Here is a 26,998-nt window from a genome sequence, read left to right on the forward strand (position 1 = left end):
GATAAAAAAGTTAAAATAACATTGATAAAATATCTGATTTCTTTGTATAATCTAAAAGATAAGTTTATTCGAACATAAATAAGATGAAAAGGAGTGGATATTATGAAGAATCGTAAGAAAGATTTCATTATAACTCTTCCTTTTCTATTTTACTTTCTTGTAAAGGAGCAAAGGCATTCGCCTCTGCTCCTTTTTTATTGCAACTTGATATGCTTGTAACATACAGAAAAATGCCACATTAGCAAAGCAATTAGGTCAGGAATAAACTACCTATAAGAACCTAATATGATGAAGACTAATTCTCGGTGATGGTTACGGACTCCACTGATAAAGTGAAACTTTAATCAGTGGAGGTTTTCTTCCTCCCCCACTGATTATTAGCCCTCACCAATCGGGCGGTTACGGGCAGTTTATCTCCCACCTACCTTCTTTGCTTTCGCCGAATTTTGAGGTGGGAGTATTACTGCCCGTTAATGCGGGATAAAAACTTTACTTTAAATAAGGAGAGATGATATTGAAACCCTACAATCGTGTTTTAATTAAACTCAGCGGCGGTGCTCTCGCTGATCAAGATGGAAATAGTTTTGGTTCCAAACGTTTAGAACATATCGCAACTGAGATTTTATCAATTGTCGATTTAGGTATTGAAGTTTCTCTTGTCGTTGGCGGGGGGAACATTTTCAGAGGCAATTTAGCTGAGGAATGGGGAATTGATCGCGTTGAAGCAGATAATATAGGAACATTAGGTACAATTATGAATAGTTTAATGCTACGAGGCGTACTCACAAGCAAGACAAATAAAGAAGTGCGCGTTATGACATCTATTCCGTTTACAGCAGTGGCAGAGCCCTATATTCGTTTGCGAGCCGTTCACCATTTAGAAAAAGGGCATATTGTCATCTTTGGCGGGGGAAACGGGCAACCATTCGTTACAACAGATTACCCAAGTGTCCAGCGCGCAATTGAAATGAATAGCGATGCGATTTTGGTCGCAAAACAAGGTGTAGATGGTGTTTTCACAAGTGATCCGAAACGAAATAAATCAGCAAAAATGTATCGTCATTTAAATTATAATGATGTTGTTCGAAACAACATCAAAGTGATGGACCAATCAGCCTTATTACTTGCTCGTGACTATCATTTACCAGCTCATGTTTTTAACTTCGATGAACCAGGAGTTATGAAAAAAATATGTTTAGGTGAGCATATTGGTACGCTAATTAATCATGAGTTATCAGAACTCGTAGAAGAAAATTAATTTTTCAAAAATAACTCGAATACAATACTGTGTTATAGGTGTGATATTTCAGCACACCTATACACTTTCTAAAAAGTAGTATCGTAACGGCATGTAAAAGAATAACGTCCCTATTATCCATAATTCATGAAATACTCTTATGTTAACTGCTACCAATACTATTGCTAAAATCACAAATTCGGAAATATAACCCTCGGATCTTCAATATCATTATTTAGAAAAACTACATCTGCACATTGCTTTGGCGCGTGCTCTTCCATATACATATGACAAGCCGCATGATATCTTTGTAAAAACATTTCCTCTGCCTTCTCCTTACTCCCAAAGGCTCTCGCTTCTCGACTCGAACCACGTTCTCTCGCGATTTCAAAATCTGTTTCTACAAATATTTTATAATCGAATAAATGTTGAAGCTCTTTTTTAAATAAAAAAGTACCATCTATTATAAATATCGTATCTTTTGAAGCGATTATAGGGTCTGTTTTCATATACATATCCGTTTCTAGATCATGTGATTTCATCATATATCGCATATCTCCAGCAGGTCCTAACGGAATCAATAATCGCTCAGCAAATGATCTATAATCATGAGCATCTTCATAATATCCTTTAGCTGATTCTTTGCCTTGTGAATATCTAATTGCCCTTGGATTGTGAAAATGATCTATACTCGCCCGAACAACTTTTCTTCCTTGCAGATGAATTTCTTTTTGTAGCTCATTTGCAAATGTTGTTTTCCCAGATGCTGTTATACCACCAACACCGACTCTTAATGGATGGTCTAGTTTAAACATGAGTATGCGCTCTACAATCTCACGAATAGTAATTTGACGATTCAAATTCCAATCCTCCTTCAAACAGCTCTATTTATCCTTCAAAGAATATTTTAATGAAAAAATACGATTCCGAGTGTGAAATATTATAGATTTTATTCTCGCTTTTTACATGTTATATGATTTGAACCGTTAAAATAAAACTCGAAATAGCATTACTTTCCATGAGTTAATAATAAGACGTTATACGCCTAAGTGGAAGGCTAGGTCGAGTTATCATTTTTGAATATTAGAAAATAAAAAAACTGAACATTAAGAACTTTATGTTAGAATAAGTATATTGAGATGATAAAACTTATTCAAAAGAGAAATTCATTTCATATTCATCATTTCACAAGAAATTACAGGAGGAAAAATACATGGATTTACATATTACGAAAGAATTAAATACGACTAATAAAAACAACATTAATAATAAACTTTATGAATATAATTTAAAGTATTTCCCAACAGATCTAAGAGGGAGGTATCAGGAGATTCATTTATTTCTTAAAGATGAAGACAACAAGATCCGCGGAGGAATATTAGGTGAAATTTGTTGGAATTGGTTAGAGATTCATACTTTTATAATTGATGAAGACATACGCAAACTAGGTTACGGAACTAAACTTTTATTGGAAATCGAACAAATAGCTTTAGAAAAGAATTGTGATTTCATAAAAGTAGATACTTTAAGTTTTCAAGCATTAGATTTTTATAAAAAGCACGGTTATCAAGTGTTTGGTGTCCTTGATCATGTCGGCAGAGACTTTAAGCATTACTATTTGAAAAAAGACTTATCGATGGTTTGATTTTTAAGAGCTTGAATTGAAAATCCTATACAATAAAAAGTAAAACGCTTCGAGTTTATTCTCTAAGCGTTTTTAAATACAAATTACTTTATTATAAATAGTAATTAAACACCCACGCTATTTTTTCTTTGCACTTCTCTAAGAATGATAAATGTTCAAAAAATGATGAAGTGATTTCTTTCGAATCTTGAAAATCCTGCTCTAACGCTTGATTCACTTGTTGAATCATCGAACCACCATATATATAGAAATCCATTTCATCATTAATATGAAAACCACGCGAAGTAAAATTTGTTGTTCCGATAGCTATCATTTCATTATCAATAAACATTAATTTCCCATGAAACATCCCTTTTTTATATCCATATACAGCAATCCCATTCTGCAATGACTGACGGATATATGGATATGCTGCTTCTTTTATAAGTGGAATATCTGGTTTGTAAGACCAAAGTACCTTTACCGATACACCGCGTTTTCTCGCCTGAATTAAAGCATTCATGAGCTCTTTATCTCTCGGTATAAAATAAGATGTAGCAATCACAATGGAATGCTTTGCTTGTTTTATTAATTCCATATATTTCGCAACAACTTTATGTCCATTATAACTAGACATCGTATGTAGCGTTTTTCCTTTGACATTTGGTCGAGCTGCTCTCGTAATTTCTTCTGAAGTATCTCGTTTCCAATCTAACGCAAACTGTTCTTCTAAATCATTTACTCCTTCTCCTTGCAAGCGCACATGATAATCTCGCCAATAGCCAAAGCGCTTGTCCTTCCCTAAGTATTCATTACCAATGTTAAATCCACCACTATATCCTATTTTGCCATCTATCGTTGTAATACGGCGGTGATTACGATGGTGTAATGAATAGAAAAAGAATGGAAAATCAGGCTTTCTACTATATGTAAAATGGACACCACTTGCTTGTAATTCCTTCTTAAGCTTTCTTTGGAATGATAGATCATTGATCCAGTCAATCGATAAATAAACTTGAACTCCTTCCTCTGCTTTTTCTTTCAACAAATTTAAAAAGGAATGACTGCTTTCATCATCAGAAATAATATAGAAAAAAGTGAAAATGGAATGTTTCGCCTCTTTTATATCAGAAAACAGCTGTTTATATAACGATTTACCTTCCACATATAATTGAAAGTCACTATAATGAGGAGCATATTCTTTCGGTTGATTTTCCCCATTCTCTATCTTTCTCCCCATTGTTACATCAATATGCATCCAAATAAAGAGAAAAATTACTATGCTCATGATAATAAACATAATACGTAATACCTTTTTCACCATTTTGTTTTCCTTCCGTACAAAATAATTGTCTTCGGATAGTATTGCAATAGAGATTATATTTTATGAACAATTTCAAAAAAAAGATGCAGCATTATACCGCATCCTCTTTCTATTAAATAAAATTCCTCGCATCATTATTTCTACCAAACTTATAGATAGCAATTAAGAAGAAAGCAATCGCAAAAGCGAATAAAATTAAAATATTTAAATATAACTCAGAAAAAGGAATACCTTGCTGTAATTTCTCTATCGTATCTAATAGCCAGCGCTGTGGGAGAAAATCTGCTATTTTCTGTACTGTTTTCGGCATGATGTCATACGGAAAATAACATCCAGCGAGCAAACATGTTGGGACAATAACTATATTTTGCATCGCATTTGCAGCAGTAGAATTTTTTGCAAAAGACACAATTACTAACGATAAACCAATTGCTATTAAAGCAAATATCATAAGTACACCAACCATTACTATGAAAGGCATATTTATATTCGTATGAAAAACATTCGTCATAAATAATACTGCAATTACAATTTGTATCGTTAATATTATCATATTCACCGCGACATTAGATCCTATAAATTTCTTCCCATCTATCGGTGTTGATAATAATCTAAAATACGTTCTATTCTCTTTTTCTTTTAAAATAAATCCTGAGAAGTTCACCGCTGAAAATAGCATAAACACTATAAGGAAGCCCATCGTTTGATTTGTCATATCTTTATTTTTCGAAGTATCTTCAATTGTCTCAGACTTTACTTTAAATGAACTTTTTTGGTACCCTGCATACATATTATCAAACGTACTTTGATCCGTCCCTGCCACTTTACTAATCGCTGCGATATTATCAACATAGTTATATAAATACGATTTTATAAATACTGTTACTTGATCGCCTTTAATCGATGAAATCTCAATACGACTCGGTTTCCCATCTCGAACACTTTGTGAAAAACCAGACTGAAATGTTATAACACCATCAAGTTTTTTTGAAGTAAGTTTATCTTCTACTTCAGACTCCTTAACTTTACTTACCTTTACATGATTTAACCCTTCTAAAAATTTCACCGTATCATTTGCTATCGGCTGATTTTCTTTATTTATAACCCCGATATTTAACGTCCCTTGCCCTACATTTCCATATATCGAAAAAGAGATAAGCGTTCCTATTATCGGCAAACTAATAATAATTAGTAACCCTTTTTTATTTTTCAAAAGTACAGATAACGTTTTTTGTATAAGCCATAAAATATCTTTCATACTATAGCCCCTCCCGTCTGCGTAATGCAATAATCGCAATTAATAAAAAGAGTGCTGAAATTCCGATATTTAAAAAGATTACTGGCAATGACGCTCCTATGTCATTTGCATAAATAATTTTTATAACAGCTGTATTGGACCAAGTTAACGGCGATAAATTCGTAACGAAATTCTCTTCTACTACGAAGTATGCCCCACCAAAAATAGAAGCTAATTGCACAACAACCATAATAATCGCTTTAGATGCTTCACCTGTTTTTGTCATATATCCGATTCCTAAACCGAAGCTAATTGCTAGAAAAACTTCTGTTAGTAAAATAAGAAATATGATTCCGAGATGATCACCCCAATTTGCTTGAAAAACAAATTTGCTAAATAAAATGACAAGCAATATACACAGCGCATTCGCTACAAGACTGCCGAGCACTTTCCCAATGAAAATTTCAGCTTTACTTATAGGCGCAGCAATGAGACGATCTCCTGTTTTACGTATTCGTTCTCCTCGAATTAAAGAACTCGCTCCCATTGCAGCATATAGCGCTATCATCGTTGTCATTACAACTGCATAATAATCCATAGAACCTGGTTTTTTAGCAGCTTGTAAAGATGTTTCCTTTATATAATCGTTATGATTTCCATTTGAAATAACTGCGTTAACCTTACTAGGATCTACTTTTACAACTTCGGCCGCTACATTGTACTTATAAACAAATGTTGTAAGCATTCCTTCCACAATACTTCCCTCGACACTACTTCTGTCGCTCCCGTAAAATTTCGCACCATCTTTATTTAATTCTACATAAGCAGCATATTTATTTTGCTTCACTTCTTCTTTCCCATCTATCCCTTCGGAAATTTTCTTAAAGTGAATACCTGATTTATCGACTTCTTTCGTAAATACTTCAAATGATTGAGAAAACGTACTACTTGCTTCATCTTTATAAAGCACTTGTATTTCTTTAATCGAATGACTATCGCTATTAAATGCATTACTTAACGCTGTTCCTAACACAAGCATAAGCACAACCGGAAATGCTAACATAAAAACTAAAGTTCTTACGTCCCTGAAATCTCTCTTAATGTGCATAACTGCAATATTGAAGATGTTCAATCGATGAACCTCCCTTTTCCTTTTCTTCATTCAATTTTATTTATCTCGTAAGTTTCTTCCAGTCAACGTAAGGAATACCGTTTCTAAGTTCGGAGCCTGCTCCTCTAACGAACGAATTTCAATATCATGATTAATGCAGTGTTGAATAATTTTATTTAAGTTGTTTAATCCTGCATCAGAGTTTACTTTAATTACGTTCTCTTCGATTTGAACAGCTTTCACACCGTTTATCTCTTTTAACTTTTCTACATCTAAATTTTCTACTGACTTCACTTCAATCCAAATATCTTTCGTGTCTGTAATAATCGCTTTTAACTGTTCTTTCGTGCCTTCTGCAATCACTTTACCGTGATCGACAATTGCAATTTTCGTACAAATCTCTTCTACTTCTTCCATGTAGTGACTCGTATATATAACCGTACTTCCCATTTCATTTAATTTTCGGACAGACTGAAGAATATAGTTTCTTGACTGCGGATCAATTCCAACTGTCGGCTCATCCATAATAATTAACTTCGGTCTATGCGCAATTGCACAAGCGATATTCAGTCTTCTTTTCATCCCGCCAGAAAAGTTTTTCGGATAACTTTTCTGTTTATCACTAAGCCCTACAAATTGAAGTGCTTCCTCTACTCTCGCTTTTAGTTCAGCACTTCTTAGTCCGTACAATCCAGCAAAAAATTTCACATTTTCATAGGCAGTTAGCTCCTCGTATATTGCTATATCTTGTGGAACAATGCCGATGTTCATTTTCGCAAATCGATTATGTTTCTTTATATTTTTTCCTAGCATGCTAATTTCACCTTCATTACTTCTTAACAAGCCAGCAATCATATTAATTGTTGTACTCTTACCAGCACCATTCGATCCTAAGAATCCAAATATTTCTCCTTCTTTAATTGATAAAGACATATTATCTACTGCGATGAAGTCACCAAATTTTTTCGTTAAATTTTTTATTTCTAATGTATTCATCATTTCACCCCTATTTCGATTTCTCTGCTGTTATTATAAACAAAAAGAATGAACCTGCTCAGTGCAGAAGTTCATTCTTTTCACATGAGATTATTCACTTTTTTCATATGAGATCATTCATACAATCTTCATTTAGGAAATCGGTAATAGCGTCGTTATCGAGAAACCATCCGTTCCATCTACAATTATCTTCCCGTTAATTGATGCTGTTCTCTCTTCCATCCCAATAATACCAAGCCCTTTTTTTACAAGAGATGCTCCTTTCCCATTATCTTTCACATGCACTTTAATTACCTTATTAAGAACATGCAAATCAATTGAAATGACCGTTGCCTCTGCATACTTCATCGCATTTGTTAACGCCTCTGTAACATTTTCACCGATGATTTTCCACTGAATTGGGGAAATCATATCTAAATTCCCTTTATATACGAAAGGAATCTTTACATCATGCTTGCTCGCAAATTCATCTATGAATAATTTCATACGATGAATTCCAACTTGTTCAGTTGGTGGTTTCATATTCTTTAAAGTAATTCTAATACTTTCAATCCCATCTTTTGAAATATGAATCGCATTTTGTAATAACTCCTCCGCTTTCACTTTATCAATTTCCATTAACCTCTTTGCAGCCTCCATTTGAATAAGAGCACCTGTCATCGAGTGACCAATTTTATCATGAATTTCTTGTGATAACCTGTTTCTCTCTTCTAATTTAAATGTATATTCTGATTGCCTTATGTACTCTTTATTTTCATTTAAACTTTTCGTAAGTCTTTGCATATCTTTTCGCATCTTATCATTTTGTATTTCTAACTTTAGTAAGTGAGCTATATAACGGTCTGCTATCGTTAAAGCGAGAAAACAAAATGCGCTAATGAGCCCATATGTCATTTGAATATCATCACCTATAAAAATGATGGGAAGGATCATTATGAAAAAGATTTGCCACTTCTTTTCTATGTAATAACTTACGACTTCGTATAAGTTCAAAGATAAAAATAAAATAAAAAACGGATGAACCTTCCATGTAAATAGTATGACTACACCTATTGACGCACAGATTAATACTTTTTTATACGTATCTTTCTTTAATATAGAAATCGTCACGTTTACAGAAAGATATAAAAGCAACGTAAATATAACCCACGGTAAGTTCGTAACATTTGAGTGAATGTAACTAAACACAATATATAAAAAGACAATGAATTTACTTACAGTTAACCAAAATTCCATAACATTAATCTACTTTCCCTGTTAAATAATAAATCGCAATTTGCGTGCGATGTTCAAGTCCAGTTTTCCCTAAAATAGATGTAATATAATTTGCAATGGTTCCTTCTGATATGAAAAGTTGCTTCGAAATTTCTTTATTAGAAAATCCTTTTGCAATTAATGCGATAATACTAAGCTCTCTTTCTGTGAAAAGGCTCTTATCTATTTTAGGCTCCGCTTCTTTATTTTCGAGTAAATTACTCTTAATTTTATCAAGAACAACATCTTGCATAACAGTTTGGCCGTTATATACTCCTTTTATTGCATCACGAATACGCTCTGGATCATTATTTTTTAGTAAATAACCTTTCGCTCCGTTTTTTACTGCGTCCAAGATATATTCATCATCATCAAACGTCGTTAAAATAAGCGGTTTCGTTTTCGTCTCTTCACAAATTAACTTCGTCGCTTCTACACCATTCATGTTTGGCATACGAACATCTAAAAGTGCAATATCAACTTCATATTTTTTACAATACGCTACAGCTTCTTTTCCATCATTTACAGTATCTAATACTTCGAACTCTTCATATGTATTTAAAATAATTTTCATGCCTTCTCTAATAAATGAGTTATCATCCGCTATTAATATTTTTATTTTCATGGTCCTTAGTAGAGGCCTCCTCCCTACTAACGTTCACATCCTTTCTCTATGTAACATTTCCCTATCGCCTATTATATACTGCACTAAACTATTTTTTTACATTTTCGAAGTGGTTTGTATACGCAAAATATATTATTCTTTTTACAAAAATAGTGATATAACACTATCAGCAATCACCAACCAAAAAGAATCTGAAGGAACTATAGGATGGGAGGGTGTAGAAGAATTAAAGAAAAATACGAATAATTCTTCAGAAGAATATCCTGATACAAACAAGCAAGAACAATGGTATAAAAATACATTAAAGGTTGGGAACGGTGCTCATCATTTATATATATCCAAAAAACTTATAATTTGAATGTGAATGTTCTTGAAAATTAAAAATCTATAATCAAAAACCTTTCACATTTGTTATATCATGTAAAAGGTTTTTGATTTATTTTTTATAATTAATATGACCTACCTTCAGCTTATATCACAGCCTTCAATCCTTCTAACACCAACCCAATCATAAATCCACAAACAGCACCGTTCACTCGAATCCACTGCAAATCTTTGCCGACGTTATTTTCAATCATTTCAATTAATGTTTGATCATCTAACTTATCAAGATTTTCTTGTACAAGCTTTCCAATCTTAGAATGATTGTTTTCAACAAGGTTTACAATTTGCTTTTGCAACCAGTCTTCCATTTTTTGAACTGTTACCGGATCTTCTTTCAATTTGTTCATTTGTTTCGTTAAAAATGGAAGAAGATATTGATCTGCAAATTCTTCTTTTTTAATAAAAGCGACTGCTTTTTCTTGTGCTTGTCCTAACAATTCTGTTATTTTCTCAGCAGCATTCCAATTTGTAATCCAATTTTCTTTCCAATTCTCTAATTCCTGTAATACCGCCTCATTTTCCTTAACATTCATAAGTTCTTGACGTATTTTCATTAATATAAGTTGTCTCGTACTATTATCAGGATCCTGCAAACTACTAATATTACTAATTACAAACTTCTGCAATATACTTCCAATTTTTTCTTCATCCACAATATTCATGAACGATTTAAGAGTAAACTGCAAAAATCCATCTACCTTTATATTTTCCATCGCTTTCATTCCTAAGCTTCCAAGCTGATAACGAGCCTCCTCTTGGGCTGTCCACTCTTTCGCTTTAACTAACATATAATCAAGTGTTTTTTCATCGTATTCTTGCACAACCAATTGATCAATAAGAACTTGCAGTATATTTCCTGTATTAATCGTATATAAATATGTTTTTAATTCTTTTTCAATTACAATAGCTAATTTTTCGGTATTCATTTGAAGAATTGCTTTTTCAGCAATTGTCACAATCCCTTTTTTTACAGTATCCGATTGCATCTCTCTTTCAGCAATTTGTAACACCATTTGCGTCAATTGCATTTCTTTCACTTTACCTGTTATGCTTTCCTTCGTCAGCCACTCATTTTCCAGTGTAGAAATGAGCCCCTTTGTAACCCGTTTCCGATTTTTAGGGAGCAGCGCTGTATGCGGAATTGGAATCCCCATCGGATGACGAAATAGCGCTGTAACAGCAAACCAGTCAGCCAGTCCACCTACTAATCCCGCTTCAAATCCACCTTGTATAATCTCTCCTGCTACTGTTCCTTGAAACGGGATTGTTGCAGCAAAACCAACTCCCATCACCCCAAGTGAAATACCTGCTAAATATTTTGACTGTAATGACATTGTATACACACACCCTCTTGTTATATGAAATGAAGCTTCTTCATTGTATTCAATTCATATTAGTAACTCTTTATATTTTATAAAAGCTTATACCTATACTATAATGAACCGCTTTAAAAATAACAAAGAATTTTAGTATTTGCTACAACTACTAATTAAATATGTAGCAAGTTAGAGTACTTTCCATCCACTCCTTTAAATATCAGTAATCTTATTTAAATAAAAAAGATGACTCCTGTTGAATACAGAAATCATCTTCTTGATGTTGCATAACTTTTTTAAAATATCCTTTACAAAGAGTACAGATTATCCAAGCTTCATCTTTTTTACTTTCGTTCCTCTAACGCTAAATTCAAACCCTTTTGATAATATTGCATCATCACTTCTTCTGGAACCATGCTGCCACCAGTTCCCCAAACGATATGTGTACCTTTTCTTGCTTTTTCTGTTAAATGATGCTTTTGTAAATACTCTTTTCCTTCTTTACATAATTTAACTGGTCCTATCATACCTGCTAGTGCAGAAGGCTCTAAGTAGATTTTTTCTGTATCAGCAAGCTCTTTTAACAACTTATATAACTCTTCATCGCTAACTGTGTAATTCCCACTTAGAAACGGTTCCATCGTTTTACCGACAAATCCAGATGGTCTTCCTACTGCAAGACCATCCGCATCTGTTACATTATCGATACCAATATCTTGAACCGCAATTTTATCATGAAGCCCAGTCATTAAACCGAGTAACATACATGGTGAATGAGTAGGCTCTGCAAAAAAGCAATGGACATTGTCCTTATACAATAACTTTAAACCAAATGCGACTCCTCCAGGTCCACCACCTACCCCGCACGGAAGGTAAACGAATAAAGGATGTTCTTCATCTACTACAATGTCTAACCCTTCTAACTGTTTTTGCAATCGAGATGCTGCCACCGCGTACCCTAAAAATAAATCATGAGAATTTTCATCATCAACAAAATAGCAATGAGGGTCTGCCTCCGCTTGCAATCTCCCCTCTTCTACCGCTTTACTATAATCCGCTTCATATTCAATAACCGTTACATTTTTACTTCTTAGTAAATCTTTTTTCCATTGTTTCGCATCAGCTGACATGTGAACAGTTACATTAAAGCCTAACTTAGCACTCATAATGCCGATACTAAGCCCTAAATTCCCAGTTGATCCTACCGCAATAGAATACTCTGCGAAAAAGTCTCTGAATCTATCACTATCTAAAATTGAATAATCATCTTGCTCCGTTAACATTTCGTGCTGAAAAGCTAATTCTTCTGCGTGTTTCAACACTTCATAAATGCCACCTCTAGCCTTGATTGAGCCTGATATCGGAAGGTGACTATCACATTTTAATACTATTTCTCCTAATAGAGGTTGCCCGTAATTTTTCTCCAAAGAATGTTTCATAGAAGGTATTCTAACTAAAGGAGATTCTATAATCCCATTCGTCCCTTTCGTTTCTGGGAAAACTTTTGCAATATATGGTGCGAAACGCTTTAATCTCTCTTCAGCACCTTTTACATCGTCCTCCGTAAGCGGAGAAGCTTGTATCGCTGTTTGGAAATTTCCAATGTTCGGATTCACCCAAAATATTTCTTCCAATGAAATTAGATTGTTTAATAGTGGATATTGTTCTTTCAATTCCTCTATCCCCTTCATTTCTCTTCCTCCTCATGTCCTTGTAGCCAGCTATATAATAAATTATAATTAAATTAATTTTAATACAGTTTAACATAAAATCGCATTTACGTTAATTTAAATTTAATTTTTTTAAATATAATTAAATCTTATTAAGGAGAATCTATCATGGAAAATATAGATATCGGTAAAAAGATCGAAAAACAAAGAAAAGTCAAAGGTTTAAGTAGTAAAGAACTAGCAAGGATGGCTGAAATTACGCCGTCTATGCTAAGTCAAATTGAACGTGGTTCCGCTAACCCTTCCATCCAAACATTAAAAGTATTAGCTAAAGCTCTTGATGTTCCAACATTTAGTTTTTTACTCGAAGAAACAAATACAGATGATTTAATCGTACGGTCCAATCAACGAAAAAAAATGATTATTGATAATTTATCCTATGAATTGTTATCACCAGATTTCACAGGAAATTTAGCAACAACACTTATGACTGTGCCTCCGAACACTTCTTCCTCGGAAAATCTTCTAGAGCATAAAGGAGAAGAAGTTGCATTTGTTTTAGAAGGGAAGATTACAGTGTATTTAGATGAAGAAGAGTATATATTAGAAACTGGTGATAGTGTAAAGATACCAGCGTATTTAAAACATAAATGGATAAATAATTTTAATCAAAATGCAGTTGTCTTATTTTCAGTTACCCCACCTATCTTCTAATACATTCAGCTAAAAATACAGTAAAAGGGCAATATATAAATAATATGTATTGCCCTTTTACTGATGGTTGTAAAGAGAGACAAAATAAAAAGATATCGGTTCATACAATGTATAAAAATACTAAAAAAACAGCAACACACGAATAATCGTTCGCGTGTTGCTGTTTTTATTTTTTCGGAAGCAATACAATACCTATACTAATCATAACAAAAATAAGTAACTGCTGCATAGATAGACCAAATAATAACGGAACTTGATCACTTATAAGCGAAATAAAAATATGGGCAGTTCCTTCTACAATTAGAAAATAACTTATGTATTTTCTAGTTCCTAGTCTCTCCTTTTGTACCCACAACCATCCCATTATACAAATTGCTATAATGATTTCATACATGTATATAGGATGATAAGAAAACTTTGAATCATAAAGTTTCATTCCCCACGGCATTGTTGTCTGCAAACCAACCTTTTGATGGAATAAAAAATAGAAAATGATGATGCTCCCTATTCCAAATGGAAGTATGTCTAATAAAATAGAAAGCGAGTAATCAACCTTTTTACTACGCCATACAATATATCCGCTTGCAATGAAACAACCAATTATAATGTGATGAGTACTCCCTACAGCTAATAACGCTTGCCATGGCGATTGAAAAGCCCACCCTGGATTCAAAATTACTGGTGCGAATTTCCATGTTAAAATAATGATTAAAAATCCATTTGTTATGGCATCCATCATTCTTTCATATAAAAGACCTTGACTTTTCATTTTTAATTTCATGAGCATGAGTCCAAACAAACTTCCCACTATGGGAGAAATCGGCTGTATTTTTACCATCCATTCCATCATTCCATGAACTCCTTTTACTGCTCAATCAATTGTTTAAATTTCTTTTCCAATTGATCCGGGGGTAATACTCCGCGTGCTTGGTCTACAATAATTCCATCTTTATCAACAAAAAACGTTGTTGGTAATGAAAAAACTTTATAATCAAGACCAGCCACTCCATCCATGTCTAGTAAAACAGGAAACTTAAATCCGAAACGATCCGCAAATGCCTTTGCTTCTTGTACTGGATCGCTCACCGTTGCATTAACCGCAAAAATTTCGATTTCTCCTTTATATTTATCATAAAGATGTACTAAGTCCGGTGCTTCCATCTCACATGGACCACACCATGATGCCCAAAAGTTAATAATATACGGTTTACCTTTTGCATCATTTAATGAATAAAGCTTTCCATCTAATCCTTTAAGTGTAATTTTCGGTGCCTTAAATCCTACTTGAGGTAATACTTCTTTCTCTTGCTGTGCTGCTTGTTTCGCTTTCCGTTCTTTTTCTTCTTGCTTGGAATTATAAAAGTTAACTCCAGCCCAAATAAGTACTCCAGCCAGTATAATTGCAATTAGTTTTTTCACTTTCTTTCCCCCTATTTTTTAAAATCCTGTAAATCCATCAAATAACCTGATAAAGAATGCTGTTATTTTCGTCATTTGGTTCGTATAAAGTAAAATACCTGTCAAAATCATCATGCTACCGCCAATTTTCATCATGGCACTGGCATATGTAACGATCCATTTGACCTTACTTATAAAAAATGCCATAACAAAGAACGGAACCGCAAACCCAAGTGTATAAGCTGTAATATAAAGAAGTGCCTCATCTGGGTTAGTTGCACCGAGCATTAATACTGCTGAGAATATTGGTCCCACGCATGGTGTCCATCCAGCTGCATATGTCATACCAACAAAAATAGAACGAATATATCCAGTTGATTTACTTTTATAATGAAATTTCTTTTCAGACATAAGCCATTTCGGTTGAATGAGCCCTGTCATAAATAAACCCATAATAATAATAAAGATTCCACCGATTTGTTGAATAAGTCTTTGATTGGATGAAAATGTTACACCAATCCAACTTACAGATAAACCTAATGCATAAAATATAACGGAAAAACCGATTATAAAAAACAATGTGTGCATCAGTGCTGTTTTTTGCATCATACCGCGTTTTTCTTTTAAATCTTGAATAGAAACACCTGTAATATACGATAAATAAGATGGATATAGTGGCAACGAACAGGGTGATACAAACGAAAGAATCCCTGCACCTACTACAAGCCATATCGTTAAATCTGCTGCGTTCATTTTACTCCTCCTACAAAACACTACAAAAAGTAGTGTTCGATATTAAAAAAAGAGGCTATATGCACTCTCCAATAATCAGTACAAACGAAATAAGAAATAGCCCCATAGTCATGTAAACAGAATTCGTATGTAACGGCATGCTGAGCTTTATAGATGACGGGCTAACAATTTGTTCAATACGTAAATTGATTGCCGTCTTCGCAAAAGAAGCTGTTATAAACGGATTAGATGCTGTTTTTATTTTCATTAATTTTAACAGTGCACTACCTAATTCAAACGATGATTTCATTTGATCCATCGCATATTTGTCCGCCAATAGCTCCTGATACGTATGATAACGCTGTAACATCCCTTTCAATACCGGGATATATACCATTCCTTCAGCTAACACCGTAAACAGAAACAATTTTAAGGGATCAAGATTTTTTTGATGATATTCCTCATGTAATACAATTGCATCGATTTCTTCTTCTGAAAAAGATTGAAATAGACCTTCTGAAAGGACAATTTTTGGATGAATGACTCCGATAGTAAATGCTGCAACTTCTAATGACGGCAACAAGTACAATTGTTTTTCTTTACGAGTAATCCTAACTAGATTCCTCTTTAATTTTTGGCTATAGAAAAACTGCTTCCATACTCTTTTACACATAACAAATAAGGTGAATAATAACAAGCTTCCCATTACGATGCGAATGATTGATAATTCTCTCATGTGCTTTTGCAACTCAAATAGACAAAACTGTGATAGAAAAAATGCCTTATTTCCGAAGAAAAATGGATATGTAACGTAGTACACTAACATACCAAAAAAGAGAATACTAATGATGCTTGCTAACAATATCATTTTTCGTATTTGCCACTTCATCACACTAGTCCTCTTTTTTCAGTTGATTGAGTTTTTCTTCTAACTTCTTTATTAAAACTGGATCAGCTTGGTCTAGTTCATCTAACATGTGATTCACAACGAGATCACCAAATTCCCCCATCAATTCCTGTGTCATTTTCTTTGTTTGATTTGATAAAAAGGACTCTTTTGTTTGTACAGCACGGTATACACCGCTTCTTTTTACCATTTGTTTTTGCAAGTGTCCTTTTTCTACTAAGCGATTCATTACAGTCATTACTGTATTAAAATTCACAGGAGAATCTTCACCTAGTTTTTGCTGAACTTCTTTGATGGTAATATCCGGGGTATTCCAAATAATCTCCATAATCTTCGCTTCGAGCGGTCCAAAGAAATGGTTTAATCCTTGCTCATTTAATTTATAGTTTTGGGTAAACATACTATGTCTCCTTTCACACTACAAATTGTAGTATAAAATAAACGAAAGGTCAAATATAGATTTAGTGAACTACCCACCACTTAACGACCTTACAGTCTGTTTGAAGTGGGAGCTTCAAAAGTCAACAGACTTTCTCTTTTATTGCTAATTCTCCTCCACAAGCCTACTCGCTGGGCCACGCCCTTCTCGTTCCTTGAGGAAGGGGACTTCTTTTCGGAACATATGTTAAAATACCGTACATCCCTTTTCCTTATTCATGCACGCTTTTTCATTTTCATCTTTTGTTACAGAAGGAAAGAAACTTCTCTACAGCGAAACTTTATCAATAACAAAAATCTATTAGGTGGTGATTCATTATGAAATTAGCTGTAATTGGTGGAGGTTACTTTGAACAAACAGATCATTTCCATATAAATCAACGACTTATAGAGGTAACTGGGAAACAATCTCCAAGAGTATTGTTTATCCCAACAGCAAGCAATGATGATGAAGAGTATATAAAAGACTTTAGAGAAACATTTGAAAAGCAGTTACAATGTGATGTTCACATTCTATGCTGCATAAAAGAATGTCCTAGCGAAGATAAAATAAGTGAAATGATCCATTTTGCGGACCTTATCTATCTAGGCGGAGGAAATTATATCAATATGCTTGAAAAGTGGAAGGAAAACAAAATAGATGAAAAGTTAATAGCTGCCTTGCACAATGAAACATTCATTGCAGGGTATAGCGCTGGTGCTATGTGCTGGTTTACAACCGGGCTTCGTTCTAATTATAAAGGAGATGGTTATGTAGAAAGCGATGGCTGGAATATAATAAATAAACATCTCTGTCCTCATTACAATCAGCCAGATAGAGCAACCGCCTTCCATCTATTCTTACAAAACCACGCACGTAACATCGAAGGAATCGCTTTAGAGGATAACTGTGCTTTATATATAACCGAAAATTCCTTTGAGATTATCGGAGATCCAGAGAAAGCTTGGGAATTCTATATGCATGATGGAACACTCATGAGACACCATTTCGATGTAACTTTAAAAAGTTATTTATGAGTACTCATATAAAATAAAAGTGTCCCTAAACTAGAAAGCCCAGGGACACTTTTATTTGTTTTCTATTTAACTAACAAGCCTCGCAATCCGTTTCTTCTGCCATGAAAATTTATAGTACGCGTATTGTAAAATTAAACTTACAATAAACGCTGCTGGATATCCAATCCATATACCTTCTATACCAAGATCCGTATGGTATGATAAGAAATAAGCAACCGGTACTTCCACAAGCCAAATCGATACAACACCGATAATAGTTGGCCATAGTACGGTTCCGCTCGCCCGCATCGTCGCACCAATAATTTGTGCATGACCGAAAATTAAATAACTCCAAAGCGTAATCATAACTAAACTATGCGCAATTTCAATTGTATCTGGATTTGTTAGGAACAGTGATAAAATCTCTCTTGAAAACATGTAAATTAGAGCGATTAATACACCACCGATAATATAGTTCAGCACAATCCCAGCTCGAACGACTTTCTGTAATCGATCGAATTGATTCGCACCAATGGATTGTGCAGCAAAAATAGATACAGTAATCCCAAGGCTAACTGCTGGCATTTGTACATAACTTGCGACTTGGTTCACGACTCCATAGGCTGCAGTCGCATCAGAACCGAAGCGATTTACAAATGCAATTACTGCAATTTCAGATAACGAAACTAAGATCATATTAATACTTGCAGGAATACCAAGGCGTAATAATAACTTTAATAATTCCCAATCCATACGAAGGTATTTTCGGACTGTTTCATCCAATTGCAATGGATGGTTTTTCTTCTTTAAATAAATAAGCATGACAACAAATGTTATAATTGTTGATATAACAGAGGCATAAGCAGCGCCATACACATCAAGCTTCGGCATTCCGAGCCAGCCAAAAATAAGAATAGGTAATAATATCATGTTCAGTACTGTACTAACAATCAAGAAATAAAATGGCGTTTTAGAATCTCCTGTACCTCGCATAAATGTTGTATATGCAAAATATAAGAATAAAACCGGCATGGAAATAAATAAAATACGTGCATAATGTACACTCATATCAATAATATTTTCCGGTGTCCCCATAAAGCGCATAATATCCATGGCAAATACATTTCCTACTACTGCCAAAACAACTCCTATGATAAACGTAAATGTAAGTGTTGTACCAACAATAGCCTTTAAACGCTCCTCATTACGCGCTCCAAAAGCCTGACCAATTAAAATGGAACTACCAGATCCGATTCCAATTACAAACGAAACAAGTAAGAAAAACAATGGAAAGAATGCTGAAATAGCAGCTAAATCTTGTTCACCAAGCCATCGTCCTACCACTACCATCCCAAACAACTGTCCAACTGATTGTAATACATTACTTAAAAGTAAGGGAACTAAAAACATGGACATTGATTTCCATATTGGCTTCCCTTCTTTTTGTTGATTTTGTGATTCTACACCTTCTTGAATATTATTTGCCGGTGATTTCAACTTTCATTTCTCCTTTTATTAAGAGATTGCTCGGTTGTACCCGCGCTCTCCATATGGCTGCAATTCCTCCAGCCACTTCTCTTCTAATTTTTTCAATTCTTCCTTAGCATTAAAATACCCAGTCTCTTTCTTTTTCAAGACTTCTAGCACTTCAAATTCAAAGGCATCTGCACCGTATTGCTTCCAGTCTTCTTGCAATGTTCTATTTGTATGAGAACCTACATTGAGTTCAAAACGTCTACCACTCATCGTCTTTAAATTCGTCGTACTCTCAATATACATTTTTTGGTTTTTTGTATTTGTAATACGATAAATACCTGCTTTAACCTCTATCTCTTTGTATCGTTGTTTTAATTCTGCTCTTCTATTCATTTTCCTTTCCCCTTCCTTATAACTTCACCCAATATTGACTTCCATCAGGCGTTCGATCTAAAAAACCATATTCAATTAAATACCTTCTTAAAGTTACAAAGTCTGGATATACACTTTCCAAAACTTCATTCACTTCTTTTTCTGTGTACTTTTCGTTACTATTAAATTTTTTTATTAAATGACGTAATATAATTAATTTACGTTTTTGTTTTTTCGGAAATTTTGCCAGTGGACCGTCTAATCCTTCTGTAAAATGCAACTTTAATACTTCATCATTTTCTTCTTCCGTAATATTGTACCGATCGTCCACCATCGTAGCTGTTCTATGAATAGGTACAAATTTAGATGGCACTTTTGATTTTTCTTCGGACAGTTCCATGAGTGCTAAAAATACTTTCGCTTGCTTCATCTTCTCACGCAATGTGAAGCGATGATTACGAATTGTCGATGTACTGCCCCCATCCATCTCTTTCACAATTTCTTTATCATTGAATCCCATGTAAAAAAATTGAACCATCTTCTTTTGCAAATCCGTTAAACCTGTATATTTTTTATCAAGGTTCAATAAATAATCAAACATAGACGTATGCTCATTTTGAATGTGTAATTGTACAAACTTCTCGGCTTCATATAAAACTTGATTGTCTTGATAAATTACACCTTTTATAAATGACTCCCCACAAGCTAAACAAATATATTCTTCTGCTTCTTCTTCAAACACATACCCTTTCTTTAATTCTTCGATTGACGCATCCCAAAACTTCTCTGAAATATCATTCATACTAAACAATCCTCCAAGTAGTTTATTATAAACACAAACAAATCACGATATCGTTTATTATCACTTCATCATCTTAACACAACTAAAATAAACATTTCAATATTTTGTTTATCCATTTTATAAACATTTTTAAAATCGTTTAGATAAAAAACAAATCCCTATTAAAGGAAAAATATCCCCATTTGAAAGTATTAGATAAACTCGCTAATAAATATTATTAGCGGGTCTTTACTTATAAACAAAATATAGTTAACTTAATAAAAATGTACAATTCCTCACTTTAAACCTCTATATGCATATATTATAAATAATTAAGAAAGGAGGAATATAATGGAGAATACAGACAATAAACCTTATGTAAACACTGGACAAGGTGTATTTACATCATTAAAACTTCAGGCTGCTATAGATCAAGCTTTTCGAATCCCTGTATTTTTAAGTACTATAAATACGCTTAACCAACTACAACAACAATTTCTAGATCGATTGATTCTTGAAATTGAACAAGCTCTTCTTTTCCCACGTACAATCCCACGAAGTGATCAATACCCTGAGTCACCATTAACAAGTATACGACGAATGATTTTATCAAGTTATGGTTTAGTAGCAGTAAATTTCCAAATGTTTTTTGTGCAAGGAATTAGAACCAATGTAGGAGCATTTCAACCTCAAGATCCATTTTGGGAAGGAACTCCTTTTTCACAGATTGAACCTTCCATGGGGTATCAATATGGGCTTCCGTTATTATTAATTCGAGAAACAGGAACTGATGTTAACAGAGGAATTTGGCAATTAGGAAATGCTCCATTTTTAATTTTAGATTGGAATTCTGAAACACAATCCATAGATTCATTTTTTAATAGTGTTTCATGGAGGCAGTTTTTTGCAAACTGGACTGGTCATGTAAGAAATGGCTATTATCTTCAAACAGAACCACAGTTTAAATATTAACTTTTAATCTTCTTTTAGGACTAACTCTCTCTTTTGGTTAGTCTTTTTTCATTATTTCACCATAAAAAAAGCCAAAATTCTCAATTTAGAATCTTGGCTCTTCATTATTCATTAATGCTTATTCTTTCGGTGCAATCATTTTCTTCGGATCTACAATTTCATCGAACTGTTCTTCTGTTAATAATCCTGATTGTAATGCTGCTTCTTTTAACGTTAATCCCTCTTTATGAGCATGCTTCGCAATTTTCGCTGCATTTTCATATCCAATATGTGGATTTAATGCTGTAACTAGCATTAAAGAACGATTTACATTCTGGTTAATCACTTCTTCATTCGCTTCAATACCGACCGCACATTTATCATTGAACGAAATCGTCGCATCGGCTAATAAACGAGCTGATTGTAAGAAATTATATGCAATTACCGGTTTAAATACGTTTAACTCAAAGTTACCTTGGCTCGCTGCAAAGCCAATCGTTGCATCATTTCCCATAACTTGCGCTGCCACCATTGTTAATGCTTCACTTTGCGTTGGATTTACTTTACCCGGCATAATTGAACTTCCTGGCTCATTTGCAGGAATAATAATTTCACCAAGACCACTACGTGGACCACTTGCGAGCCAACGTACATCGTTTGCAATTTTCATTAAGTCAGCTGCTAATGCTTTTAATGCACCATGTGCAAACACAGCCTCATCATGACTTGTTAATGCATGAAACTTATTTGGCGCTGATACAAATTGCTTACCTGTAAACTGGCTAATTTCCTCTGCTACCATCTCACCAAATTTAGGATGAGCATTAATGCCTGTTCCAACTGCAGTACCACCAATCGCAAGTTCCTTCATATATGTATTGCTATCAGCAATCATACGCTCCGTTTTTTCTAGCATACGATGCCAACCACTAATTTCTTGCCCTAATGTTAAAGGTGTTGCATCTTGCAAATGCGTACGACCGATTTTAATAATATTTTGAAACTCATTTACTTTTTTCTCTAACGTTTCCTTTAATTTTATAATTGCTGGTAACACTTGATTTTCTACCGCGATCACGCAAGCAACGTGAAGCGCTGTTGGAAATGTGTCATTTGAACTTTGGGACATATTCACATCATCATTTGGATGAATATGTACATCAAGTCCTTTTTCTTTTAAAATTTGATTTCCTCGGTTTGCGATTACTTCATTCACATTCATATTCGATTGTGTTCCGCTACCCGTTTGCCATACAACAAGTGGGAAATGTTCATTCCATTTTCCTGCTAAAATTTCATCAACCGCTTCTACGATTGCATGAGCCTTCTCCTCGGATAACTTTCCTAACTTCTCGTTGCTAATTGCTGCACTCTTCTTTAAAATTGCAAATGCTTGCACAATTTCAAGTGGCATATGCTCCGTTCCAATCGGAAAGTTTTCTTTACTGCGTTGTGTTTGCGCTGCCCATAATTTATCAGCTGGAACTTTCATTTCTCCTAAAGTATCTCTTTCAATTCTGTACTCCATGTTTTCATCCCCTTGAAAATATAATTGCTACGTTTTTATTGTAACAGACTTCCCTTCAAATGATAAGGATTCTCACTCTTATTTACTCATAATTCTATATTTAAAAAATTATGTTTCAGATGGATCAGGTGATAAAAACCAACCGCAAACGCCAATCGCAATTAATACGATATAAAAAATAGCTTTCCACGTAACTGATTGAGGGAAATCCTTATCGATGATTCCAACCATAGGATGTGCTAACGTTGAAATAATAAGCTTCACACCAACCCACCCAACAATCATAAATGCCGCTGTTTCAAGACCAGGTCTTTCACGCAACAACTTCACAAAGTAGGTAGCTGCGAATCGCATAATAATTAAACCAGCCATTCCACCAGTTAAAATGACGAAAAATCTTCCTGCATCAAGACCACCTACCATCCCTTTATTTAGTGGTGTAATAGTTAAAGTAAGAGCCACTGCAGCTAAAATTGAATCAATCGCAAATGCAGTATCTGTAATCTCTACTTTCAGAACTGTTAACCAAAAACCACTTTTCTTTTTCGAAGTATGTTCTTCAATCTTTTTTCCCTGCTCTCCACGCTTTTCTCTTTGCCACTTCTTTTTTCGATATACTTTAACCAAACTTCTAGCAGAAAGAAACAATAAATAAATCGCACCAATCGCTTGCATCTGCCATACATTCACAAGAAATGAAATTAAAAATAATGATCCAAATCGAAATAGGAATGCTCCAAACAATCCATAAAACAATGCCTTTTTCCTATCATCTTCAGGTAAGTGCTTAACCATAATAGCAAGCACAAGAGCATTATCCGCCGATAAAACCCCTTCTAATGCGATAAGAATTAATATAATTCCCCCATACTCCAACAATAATGATTCGGCCATAGCTCTCCTCCTGTTTTTGATACTATATATTTTGCTTTCTCATAGGGGAAATATACGAATATCACCAGAAACGAAACAACCCGTAAGTTCGCATTGAACTTACGGGTTGACTTAATATTATAAGGTAAAAACATCTCTAATGAACCAATAATAGAGATAATTCTATATATTATGATGCCTGTTTTCCTTTTTTAGCATCATCAACATACCAGATGAATTTCCCTGTATATCCGTATATAACTGCTAGTGCTAATGATACGAAGCTCATCCACATGAATGGAATGTATGATAATGTTGCGACACCTAAAATACCAGCCATAAAGATACCATTATCAGACCATGGAACCATACCTGAAGTTAGCGTTCCACCTACCTCTGAATTACGTGCTAATATACGGCGATCAAGTTTTAATTTATCATAGCTGTCTTGCATAATTTTTGGTGTTAAAATAAGTGATACGTACATCGCACAGCCAAATACGTTTGCTAGGAAAGCAACAATTAATGTAGACAGCGTTACATTTCCTGCAGAGTTTAGTTTCTTCTCAAATTTTGATACAATTACTTTTAAAACACCTAGTTTTTCAAGTAACCCTCCGAAACCTAATCCAAAAATAATAACAGCTACTGAACCAAGCATACCATTGATTCCGCCGCGATTTAGCAACTTATCAATGAAATCCACACCTGATTCAATAGAGAAACCGTTATATGCTGTTCCAATTGCATCTCCAAAGTGCATACCTTGGAACAATGTTGCCCAAACTGCACCGAGAAGCGCACCCATCGCAATTGTTGGCATTGATGGTTTTTTCATTGCTAATAGTGCAATAACAATAACAGCTGGAACAAGCATCCATATTTTAATATCAAATTGCTTTAATAATGCCTCTTTTAAAAATTCAACTCTGTTTAAATCAACATTGTCTCCACCATACATCCAACCAGCAACTGTAAACATAATTCCGGTAATAATGTACGCTGGAACATCTAGTACAAGCATCGCACGAACGTGCGCAATAACATCTACTTTTGCCATTGAAGCAGCAAGTACTGTACTATCAGAAAGCGGAGATAACTTGTCCCCAAAGTATGCTCCTGAAAGTACTGCTCCGGCAACTAATGGAAGTGGTAAGCCAAGACCTTCACCGATTGCCATCATGGCAATACCAGCTGTACCAACTGTTCCCCACGATGTACCTGTTGCAATCGAAGTAATGGAACAAATAATTAATGTTGCTAATAAGAATATGCTCGGATGAATGAATTCTAATCCGTAGTAAATCAATGTCGGTACAACACCGCCAGCAATCCATGTTCCAATTAGTGCTCCTACAGCAACTAAGATGAGAATAGCTTCTAATCCGTTGGAAATTCCCTTTGTAATTGCATCTTGCAATTCTTGATAACGAAACCCTAGCCTTAGTCCAAGCGCAATTACTAAAAACCATGAAATAAATAGCGCTAATTGGATAGGCAAATTAAAGATCGTTTGAAAGGAAAAGACAACAGCAAGAAACAGTAATAAAAGAATAATGATTTCTGGAATCGATGGTAATCTTACACTTTTCATTTGCTTCTCTCCTTACAAGTCGATAACATGATGTATGTCGCCTAATATGTACTTTTGTATAAAATGCACACAAGCAAAATACAATTTTCACATTATTCCGATTTGTTTTTTTAGTATAATAAATATACACCTTTTCTATTGTAAAAGTAGAGCCGATATTTCGCAATGAAAATTATTAAAAAACCGTATTTTTATTTATACTTGCCTAAAAACAACCTAAAAGGCAAAAAAACTGCTGAACTAAATCGTTCAACAGTTTTGTGTTTTTTCTATCATTTCATTATATAGATATCCCCTTAATATATGAAAGAAAACCTCCATTAATGCACCAGGTCTTTTCTTTTAAAATCATACAAGCTTAATGCTAAAAAAATTGAAAAGTGTAAAACTAAAATTCCCACTCCTAAAAGTACACCATCATGATTTAAGATTTTCTCATGAAACTTTGTGTAACCAAAAATGTAATAAGAATTCAAGGATAGCCCTAAACTTCCGAATATATTCTGTTATTCTTTTTTAATTAATAATTTATATATATTTCTTTACGTCTTCTACCTTTATTCCTTAGCAGTACTAATAACTATTTCAAATTATCACTGCGGCAAAGCATCATACACATATGGGTCCTTCGGCGTTTCTATTTTTTCTGCTTTATTTAGTTTTACAAGTGGAAATAGCGTCCCTTTATATGTCGTTTCATCTAGTGTCCCTGTTACTTTCACCCATATTTCTTCTGGAAGATTTTTCACATCTTTACCTGAAACAATCATTCCCCAAACAGAAGCATCAGCAACACAACATGTAATTCCATAACGAGCAACTACTATTTCATCCCCCTTTACTTCTTTATCATGATAAACAAAACCCGTAAATGTGATTTCTTTCCCTTTAAATCCAAGCACATCTTGACCAATTACATTCATCGTTTGAATATAAGTTTCATTATTTACTTGAATTGTATTTTGCTTCATTAAGCTTTTTTCTAATTCTTCTTCCGACTGCTTTGGTTTAGGAAGTTTTTGAATGGGTTCTTCTTCTTGATCAACTAATATCTCTCTCCAGTCGGAATTTTTGGACTGTTGCTTCGCTCCTGCACTTTGATTCATACCACGATTTGCTGCTACGCTACCATCAATTGTTACATTAGAAAATAAAAAGGCACTTACAATTGGAATAAAAAATATTGCATATAACGTAAAAATTCCAATTTTTGATTTTGGCACGGTATGATTTTCGCAGCAATCACATTTTCTTTTTTTCTCCCCTTTCCCATTCCATACTTGTAAGCAACCTAAAATGAGCGAAAGAAAAAACGCGAAATAGATAAATTTTATCATTTTAGGTGCAATAAAATTAGCAATATTCCCTGTTACCAATAATTTGAACAAGAGCATTGCAAACCCAAGTAAAATAACACCTCGAATATATGCATGAAATTCTTGTTTACTTTGCTTTTTCAT

26 protein-coding genes are annotated in these 26,998 nt (G+C 34.1%); 5 read left to right on the forward strand and 21 right to left on the reverse strand.

Translation table 11 applies throughout. The features are described from left to right. Positions 1 to 514: 514 nt before the first annotated feature. Positions 515 to 1,258: a UMP kinase gene (gene pyrH, locus AC1M36_RS13370; protein ID WP_336451915.1), complete on the forward strand. Its 744-nt coding sequence runs from the start codon at positions 515 to 517 to the stop codon at positions 1,256 to 1,258. A gap of 170 nt (positions 1,259 to 1,428) precedes the next feature. On the opposite strand, the gene AC1M36_RS13375 is transcribed toward pyrH, so the two are convergent. Next, complete coding sequence (locus AC1M36_RS13375; protein ID WP_336451914.1) at positions 1,429 to 2,097, reverse strand: nucleoside/nucleotide kinase family protein; 669 nt, start codon at positions 2,095 to 2,097, stop codon at positions 1,429 to 1,431. A gap of 353 nt (positions 2,098 to 2,450) precedes the next feature. On the opposite strand from AC1M36_RS13375, the gene AC1M36_RS13380 reads away from it, so the two are divergent. Beyond that, a complete protein-coding gene (locus tag AC1M36_RS13380; RefSeq protein ID WP_336451913.1) occupies positions 2,451 to 2,882 on the forward strand; it encodes a GNAT family N-acetyltransferase in 432 nt (143 codons plus the stop codon). 91 nt (positions 2,883 to 2,973) lie between these two features. Here the strand turns inward: AC1M36_RS13380 and AC1M36_RS13385 are convergent, their stop codons facing one another. The 8 genes from AC1M36_RS13385 to AC1M36_RS13420 form a co-directional block, all read right to left on the reverse strand. After that, positions 2,974 to 4,185, reverse strand: coding sequence for a phospholipase D-like domain-containing protein (locus tag AC1M36_RS13385; protein WP_336451912.1), 1,212 nt, complete (start codon positions 4,183 to 4,185; stop codon positions 2,974 to 2,976). Positions 4,186 to 4,297: 112 nt separating this feature from the next. Next, positions 4,298 to 5,443: an ABC transporter permease gene (locus AC1M36_RS13390; RefSeq protein ID WP_431612890.1), complete on the reverse strand. Its 1,146-nt coding sequence runs from the start codon at positions 5,441 to 5,443 to the stop codon at positions 4,298 to 4,300. Position 5,444: 1 nt separating this feature from the next. Next, entirely contained in the window at positions 5,445 to 6,554 is a 1,110-nt protein-coding gene (locus tag AC1M36_RS13395) for an ABC transporter permease (RefSeq protein WP_431612889.1), read from the reverse strand. A gap of 36 nt (positions 6,555 to 6,590) precedes the next feature. After that, on the reverse strand, positions 6,591 to 7,529 hold the full coding sequence (locus tag AC1M36_RS13400; RefSeq protein ID WP_336451909.1) for an ABC transporter ATP-binding protein: 939 nt from the start codon (positions 7,527 to 7,529) through the stop codon (positions 6,591 to 6,593). Positions 7,530 to 7,661: 132 nt separating this feature from the next. Then, the gene (locus tag AC1M36_RS13405; RefSeq protein WP_336451908.1) at positions 7,662 to 8,765 is read right to left on the reverse strand and encodes a sensor histidine kinase; all 1,104 of its coding nucleotides are present in this window, start codon (positions 8,763 to 8,765) and stop codon (positions 7,662 to 7,664) included. Between the two features lie 4 nt (positions 8,766 to 8,769). Beyond that, entirely contained in the window at positions 8,770 to 9,408 is a 639-nt protein-coding gene (locus AC1M36_RS13410; RefSeq protein WP_336451907.1) for a response regulator transcription factor, read from the reverse strand. 470 nt (positions 9,409 to 9,878) lie between these two features. After that, a complete protein-coding gene (locus AC1M36_RS13415; RefSeq protein WP_336451906.1) occupies positions 9,879 to 11,126 on the reverse strand; it encodes a DUF445 domain-containing protein in 1,248 nt (415 codons plus the stop codon). A gap of 326 nt (positions 11,127 to 11,452) precedes the next feature. Then, complete coding sequence (locus tag AC1M36_RS13420) at positions 11,453 to 12,799, reverse strand: D-serine ammonia-lyase (protein WP_336451905.1); 1,347 nt, start codon at positions 12,797 to 12,799, stop codon at positions 11,453 to 11,455. A 147-nt stretch (positions 12,800 to 12,946) separates the two neighbouring features. Between AC1M36_RS13420 and AC1M36_RS13425 the strand changes: the two genes are divergently transcribed. Next, a complete protein-coding gene (locus AC1M36_RS13425; RefSeq protein WP_336451904.1) occupies positions 12,947 to 13,492 on the forward strand; it encodes a helix-turn-helix domain-containing protein in 546 nt (181 codons plus the stop codon). Positions 13,493 to 13,658: 166 nt separating this feature from the next. On the opposite strand, the gene AC1M36_RS13430 is transcribed toward AC1M36_RS13425, so the two are convergent. Genes AC1M36_RS13430 through AC1M36_RS13450 form a run of 5 tightly spaced genes read right to left on the reverse strand, consistent with a single transcriptional unit; the run spans position 13,659 to position 16,929 of the window. Then, positions 13,659 to 14,342: a prolipoprotein diacylglyceryl transferase family protein gene (locus AC1M36_RS13430; RefSeq protein ID WP_336451903.1), complete on the reverse strand. Its 684-nt coding sequence runs from the start codon at positions 14,340 to 14,342 to the stop codon at positions 13,659 to 13,661. A 14-nt stretch (positions 14,343 to 14,356) separates the two neighbouring features. Further along, the gene (locus AC1M36_RS13435; RefSeq protein ID WP_479845949.1) at positions 14,357 to 14,911 is read right to left on the reverse strand and encodes a TlpA family protein disulfide reductase; all 555 of its coding nucleotides are present in this window, start codon (positions 14,909 to 14,911) and stop codon (positions 14,357 to 14,359) included. Positions 14,912 to 14,929: 18 nt separating this feature from the next. Further along, on the reverse strand, positions 14,930 to 15,643 hold the full coding sequence (locus AC1M36_RS13440; protein ID WP_336451901.1) for a cytochrome c biogenesis CcdA family protein: 714 nt from the start codon (positions 15,641 to 15,643) through the stop codon (positions 14,930 to 14,932). A 55-nt stretch (positions 15,644 to 15,698) separates the two neighbouring features. After that, a complete protein-coding gene (locus AC1M36_RS13445) occupies positions 15,699 to 16,511 on the reverse strand; it encodes a M56 family metallopeptidase (protein WP_336451900.1) in 813 nt (270 codons plus the stop codon). Positions 16,512 to 16,515: 4 nt separating this feature from the next. Continuing rightward, a complete protein-coding gene (locus AC1M36_RS13450; RefSeq protein WP_336451899.1) occupies positions 16,516 to 16,929 on the reverse strand; it encodes a BlaI/MecI/CopY family transcriptional regulator in 414 nt (137 codons plus the stop codon). 356 nt (positions 16,930 to 17,285) lie between these two features. Here AC1M36_RS13450 and AC1M36_RS13455 point away from each other — a divergent pair, with 356 nt between their 5' ends. Continuing rightward, a complete protein-coding gene (locus AC1M36_RS13455) occupies positions 17,286 to 17,984 on the forward strand; it encodes a Type 1 glutamine amidotransferase-like domain-containing protein (protein ID WP_336451898.1) in 699 nt (232 codons plus the stop codon). 66 nt (positions 17,985 to 18,050) lie between these two features. Here the strand turns inward: AC1M36_RS13455 and AC1M36_RS13460 are convergent, their stop codons facing one another. Genes AC1M36_RS13460 through AC1M36_RS13470 form a run of 3 tightly spaced genes read right to left on the reverse strand, consistent with a single transcriptional unit; the run spans position 18,051 to position 20,613 of the window. Further along, a complete protein-coding gene (locus AC1M36_RS13460) occupies positions 18,051 to 19,460 on the reverse strand; it encodes an MATE family efflux transporter (RefSeq protein WP_431612887.1) in 1,410 nt (469 codons plus the stop codon). An 18-nt stretch (positions 19,461 to 19,478) separates the two neighbouring features. Continuing rightward, a complete protein-coding gene (locus tag AC1M36_RS13465; protein WP_431612886.1) occupies positions 19,479 to 19,832 on the reverse strand; it encodes a GIY-YIG nuclease family protein in 354 nt (117 codons plus the stop codon). 16 nt (positions 19,833 to 19,848) lie between these two features. Further along, entirely contained in the window at positions 19,849 to 20,613 is a 765-nt protein-coding gene (locus tag AC1M36_RS13470; protein WP_336451895.1) for a DUF2087 domain-containing protein, read from the reverse strand. Between the two features lie 330 nt (positions 20,614 to 20,943). Between AC1M36_RS13470 and AC1M36_RS13475 the strand changes: the two genes are divergently transcribed. Continuing rightward, positions 20,944 to 21,564 carry a hypothetical protein gene (locus AC1M36_RS13475; RefSeq protein ID WP_336451894.1) on the forward strand — a complete coding sequence of 207 codons (621 nt, stop codon included), beginning with the start codon at positions 20,944 to 20,946 and terminating at the stop codon, positions 21,562 to 21,564. A 118-nt stretch (positions 21,565 to 21,682) separates the two neighbouring features. Here AC1M36_RS13475 and fumC read toward each other — a convergent pair whose 3' ends face one another. The 4 genes from fumC to AC1M36_RS13495 form a co-directional block, all read right to left on the reverse strand. Then, entirely contained in the window at positions 21,683 to 23,071 is a 1,389-nt protein-coding gene (fumC, locus tag AC1M36_RS13480) for a class II fumarate hydratase (protein WP_336451893.1), read from the reverse strand. 108 nt (positions 23,072 to 23,179) lie between these two features. Further along, positions 23,180 to 23,965 carry a TerC family protein gene (locus tag AC1M36_RS13485; protein WP_336451892.1) on the reverse strand — a complete coding sequence of 262 codons (786 nt, stop codon included), beginning with the start codon at positions 23,963 to 23,965 and terminating at the stop codon, positions 23,180 to 23,182. A gap of 169 nt (positions 23,966 to 24,134) precedes the next feature. Then, positions 24,135 to 25,538, reverse strand: a complete 1,404-nt coding sequence (nhaC, locus tag AC1M36_RS13490; RefSeq protein WP_336451891.1) for a Na+/H+ antiporter NhaC — start codon at positions 25,536 to 25,538, stop codon at positions 24,135 to 24,137. A gap of 593 nt (positions 25,539 to 26,131) precedes the next feature. Next, positions 26,132 to 26,998: a TIGR03943 family putative permease subunit gene (locus AC1M36_RS13495; RefSeq protein ID WP_336451890.1), complete on the reverse strand. Its 867-nt coding sequence runs from the start codon at positions 26,996 to 26,998 to the stop codon at positions 26,132 to 26,134.

It is taken from the genome of Bacillus sp. Medicinal_06 (assembly GCF_056711665.1).

Coding starts and splice junctions, on each gene's coding strand:
- AC1M36_RS13380 (WP_336451913.1), top strand. CDS start 2,451: ATGGATTTACATATTACGAAAGAATTAAATACGACTAATAAAAACAAC.
- AC1M36_RS13385 (WP_336451912.1), bottom strand. CDS start 4,185: ATGGTGAAAAAGGTATTACGTATTATGTTTATTATCATGAGCATAGTA.
- AC1M36_RS13390 (WP_431612890.1), bottom strand. CDS start 5,443: ATGAAAGATATTTTATGGCTTATACAAAAAACGTTATCTGTACTTTTG.
- AC1M36_RS13400 (WP_336451909.1), bottom strand. CDS start 7,529: ATGAATACATTAGAAATAAAAAATTTAACGAAAAAATTTGGTGACTTC.
- AC1M36_RS13405 (WP_336451908.1), bottom strand. CDS start 8,765: ATGGAATTTTGGTTAACTGTAAGTAAATTCATTGTCTTTTTATATATT.
- AC1M36_RS13410 (WP_336451907.1), bottom strand. CDS start 9,408: ATGAAAATAAAAATATTAATAGCGGATGATAACTCATTTATTAGAGAA.
- AC1M36_RS13415 (WP_336451906.1), bottom strand. CDS start 11,126: ATGTCATTACAGTCAAAATATTTAGCAGGTATTTCACTTGGGGTGATG.
- AC1M36_RS13420 (WP_336451905.1), bottom strand. CDS start 12,799: ATGAAGGGGATAGAGGAATTGAAAGAACAATATCCACTATTAAACAAT.
- AC1M36_RS13425 (WP_336451904.1), top strand. CDS start 12,947: ATGGAAAATATAGATATCGGTAAAAAGATCGAAAAACAAAGAAAAGTC.
- AC1M36_RS13430 (WP_336451903.1), bottom strand. CDS start 14,342: ATGATGGAATGGATGGTAAAAATACAGCCGATTTCTCCCATAGTGGGA.
- AC1M36_RS13440 (WP_336451901.1), bottom strand. CDS start 15,643: ATGAACGCAGCAGATTTAACGATATGGCTTGTAGTAGGTGCAGGGATT.
- AC1M36_RS13445 (WP_336451900.1), bottom strand. CDS start 16,511: ATGAAGTGGCAAATACGAAAAATGATATTGTTAGCAAGCATCATTAGT.
- AC1M36_RS13450 (WP_336451899.1), bottom strand. CDS start 16,929: ATGTTTACCCAAAACTATAAATTAAATGAGCAAGGATTAAACCATTTC.
- AC1M36_RS13455 (WP_336451898.1), top strand. CDS start 17,286: ATGAAATTAGCTGTAATTGGTGGAGGTTACTTTGAACAAACAGATCAT.
- AC1M36_RS13465 (WP_431612886.1), bottom strand. CDS start 19,832: ATGAATAGAAGAGCAGAATTAAAACAACGATACAAAGAGATAGAGGTT.
- AC1M36_RS13470 (WP_336451895.1), bottom strand. CDS start 20,613: ATGAATGATATTTCAGAGAAGTTTTGGGATGCGTCAATCGAAGAATTA.
- AC1M36_RS13475 (WP_336451894.1), top strand. CDS start 20,944: ATGGAGAATACAGACAATAAACCTTATGTAAACACTGGACAAGGTGTA.
- fumC (WP_336451893.1), bottom strand. CDS start 23,071: ATGGAGTACAGAATTGAAAGAGATACTTTAGGAGAAATGAAAGTTCCA.
- AC1M36_RS13485 (WP_336451892.1), bottom strand. CDS start 23,965: ATGGCCGAATCATTATTGTTGGAGTATGGGGGAATTATATTAATTCTT.
- nhaC (WP_336451891.1), bottom strand. CDS start 25,538: ATGAAAAGTGTAAGATTACCATCGATTCCAGAAATCATTATTCTTTTA.
- AC1M36_RS13495 (WP_336451890.1), bottom strand. CDS start 26,998: ATGAAAAAGCAAAGTAAACAAGAATTTCATGCATATATTCGAGGTGTT.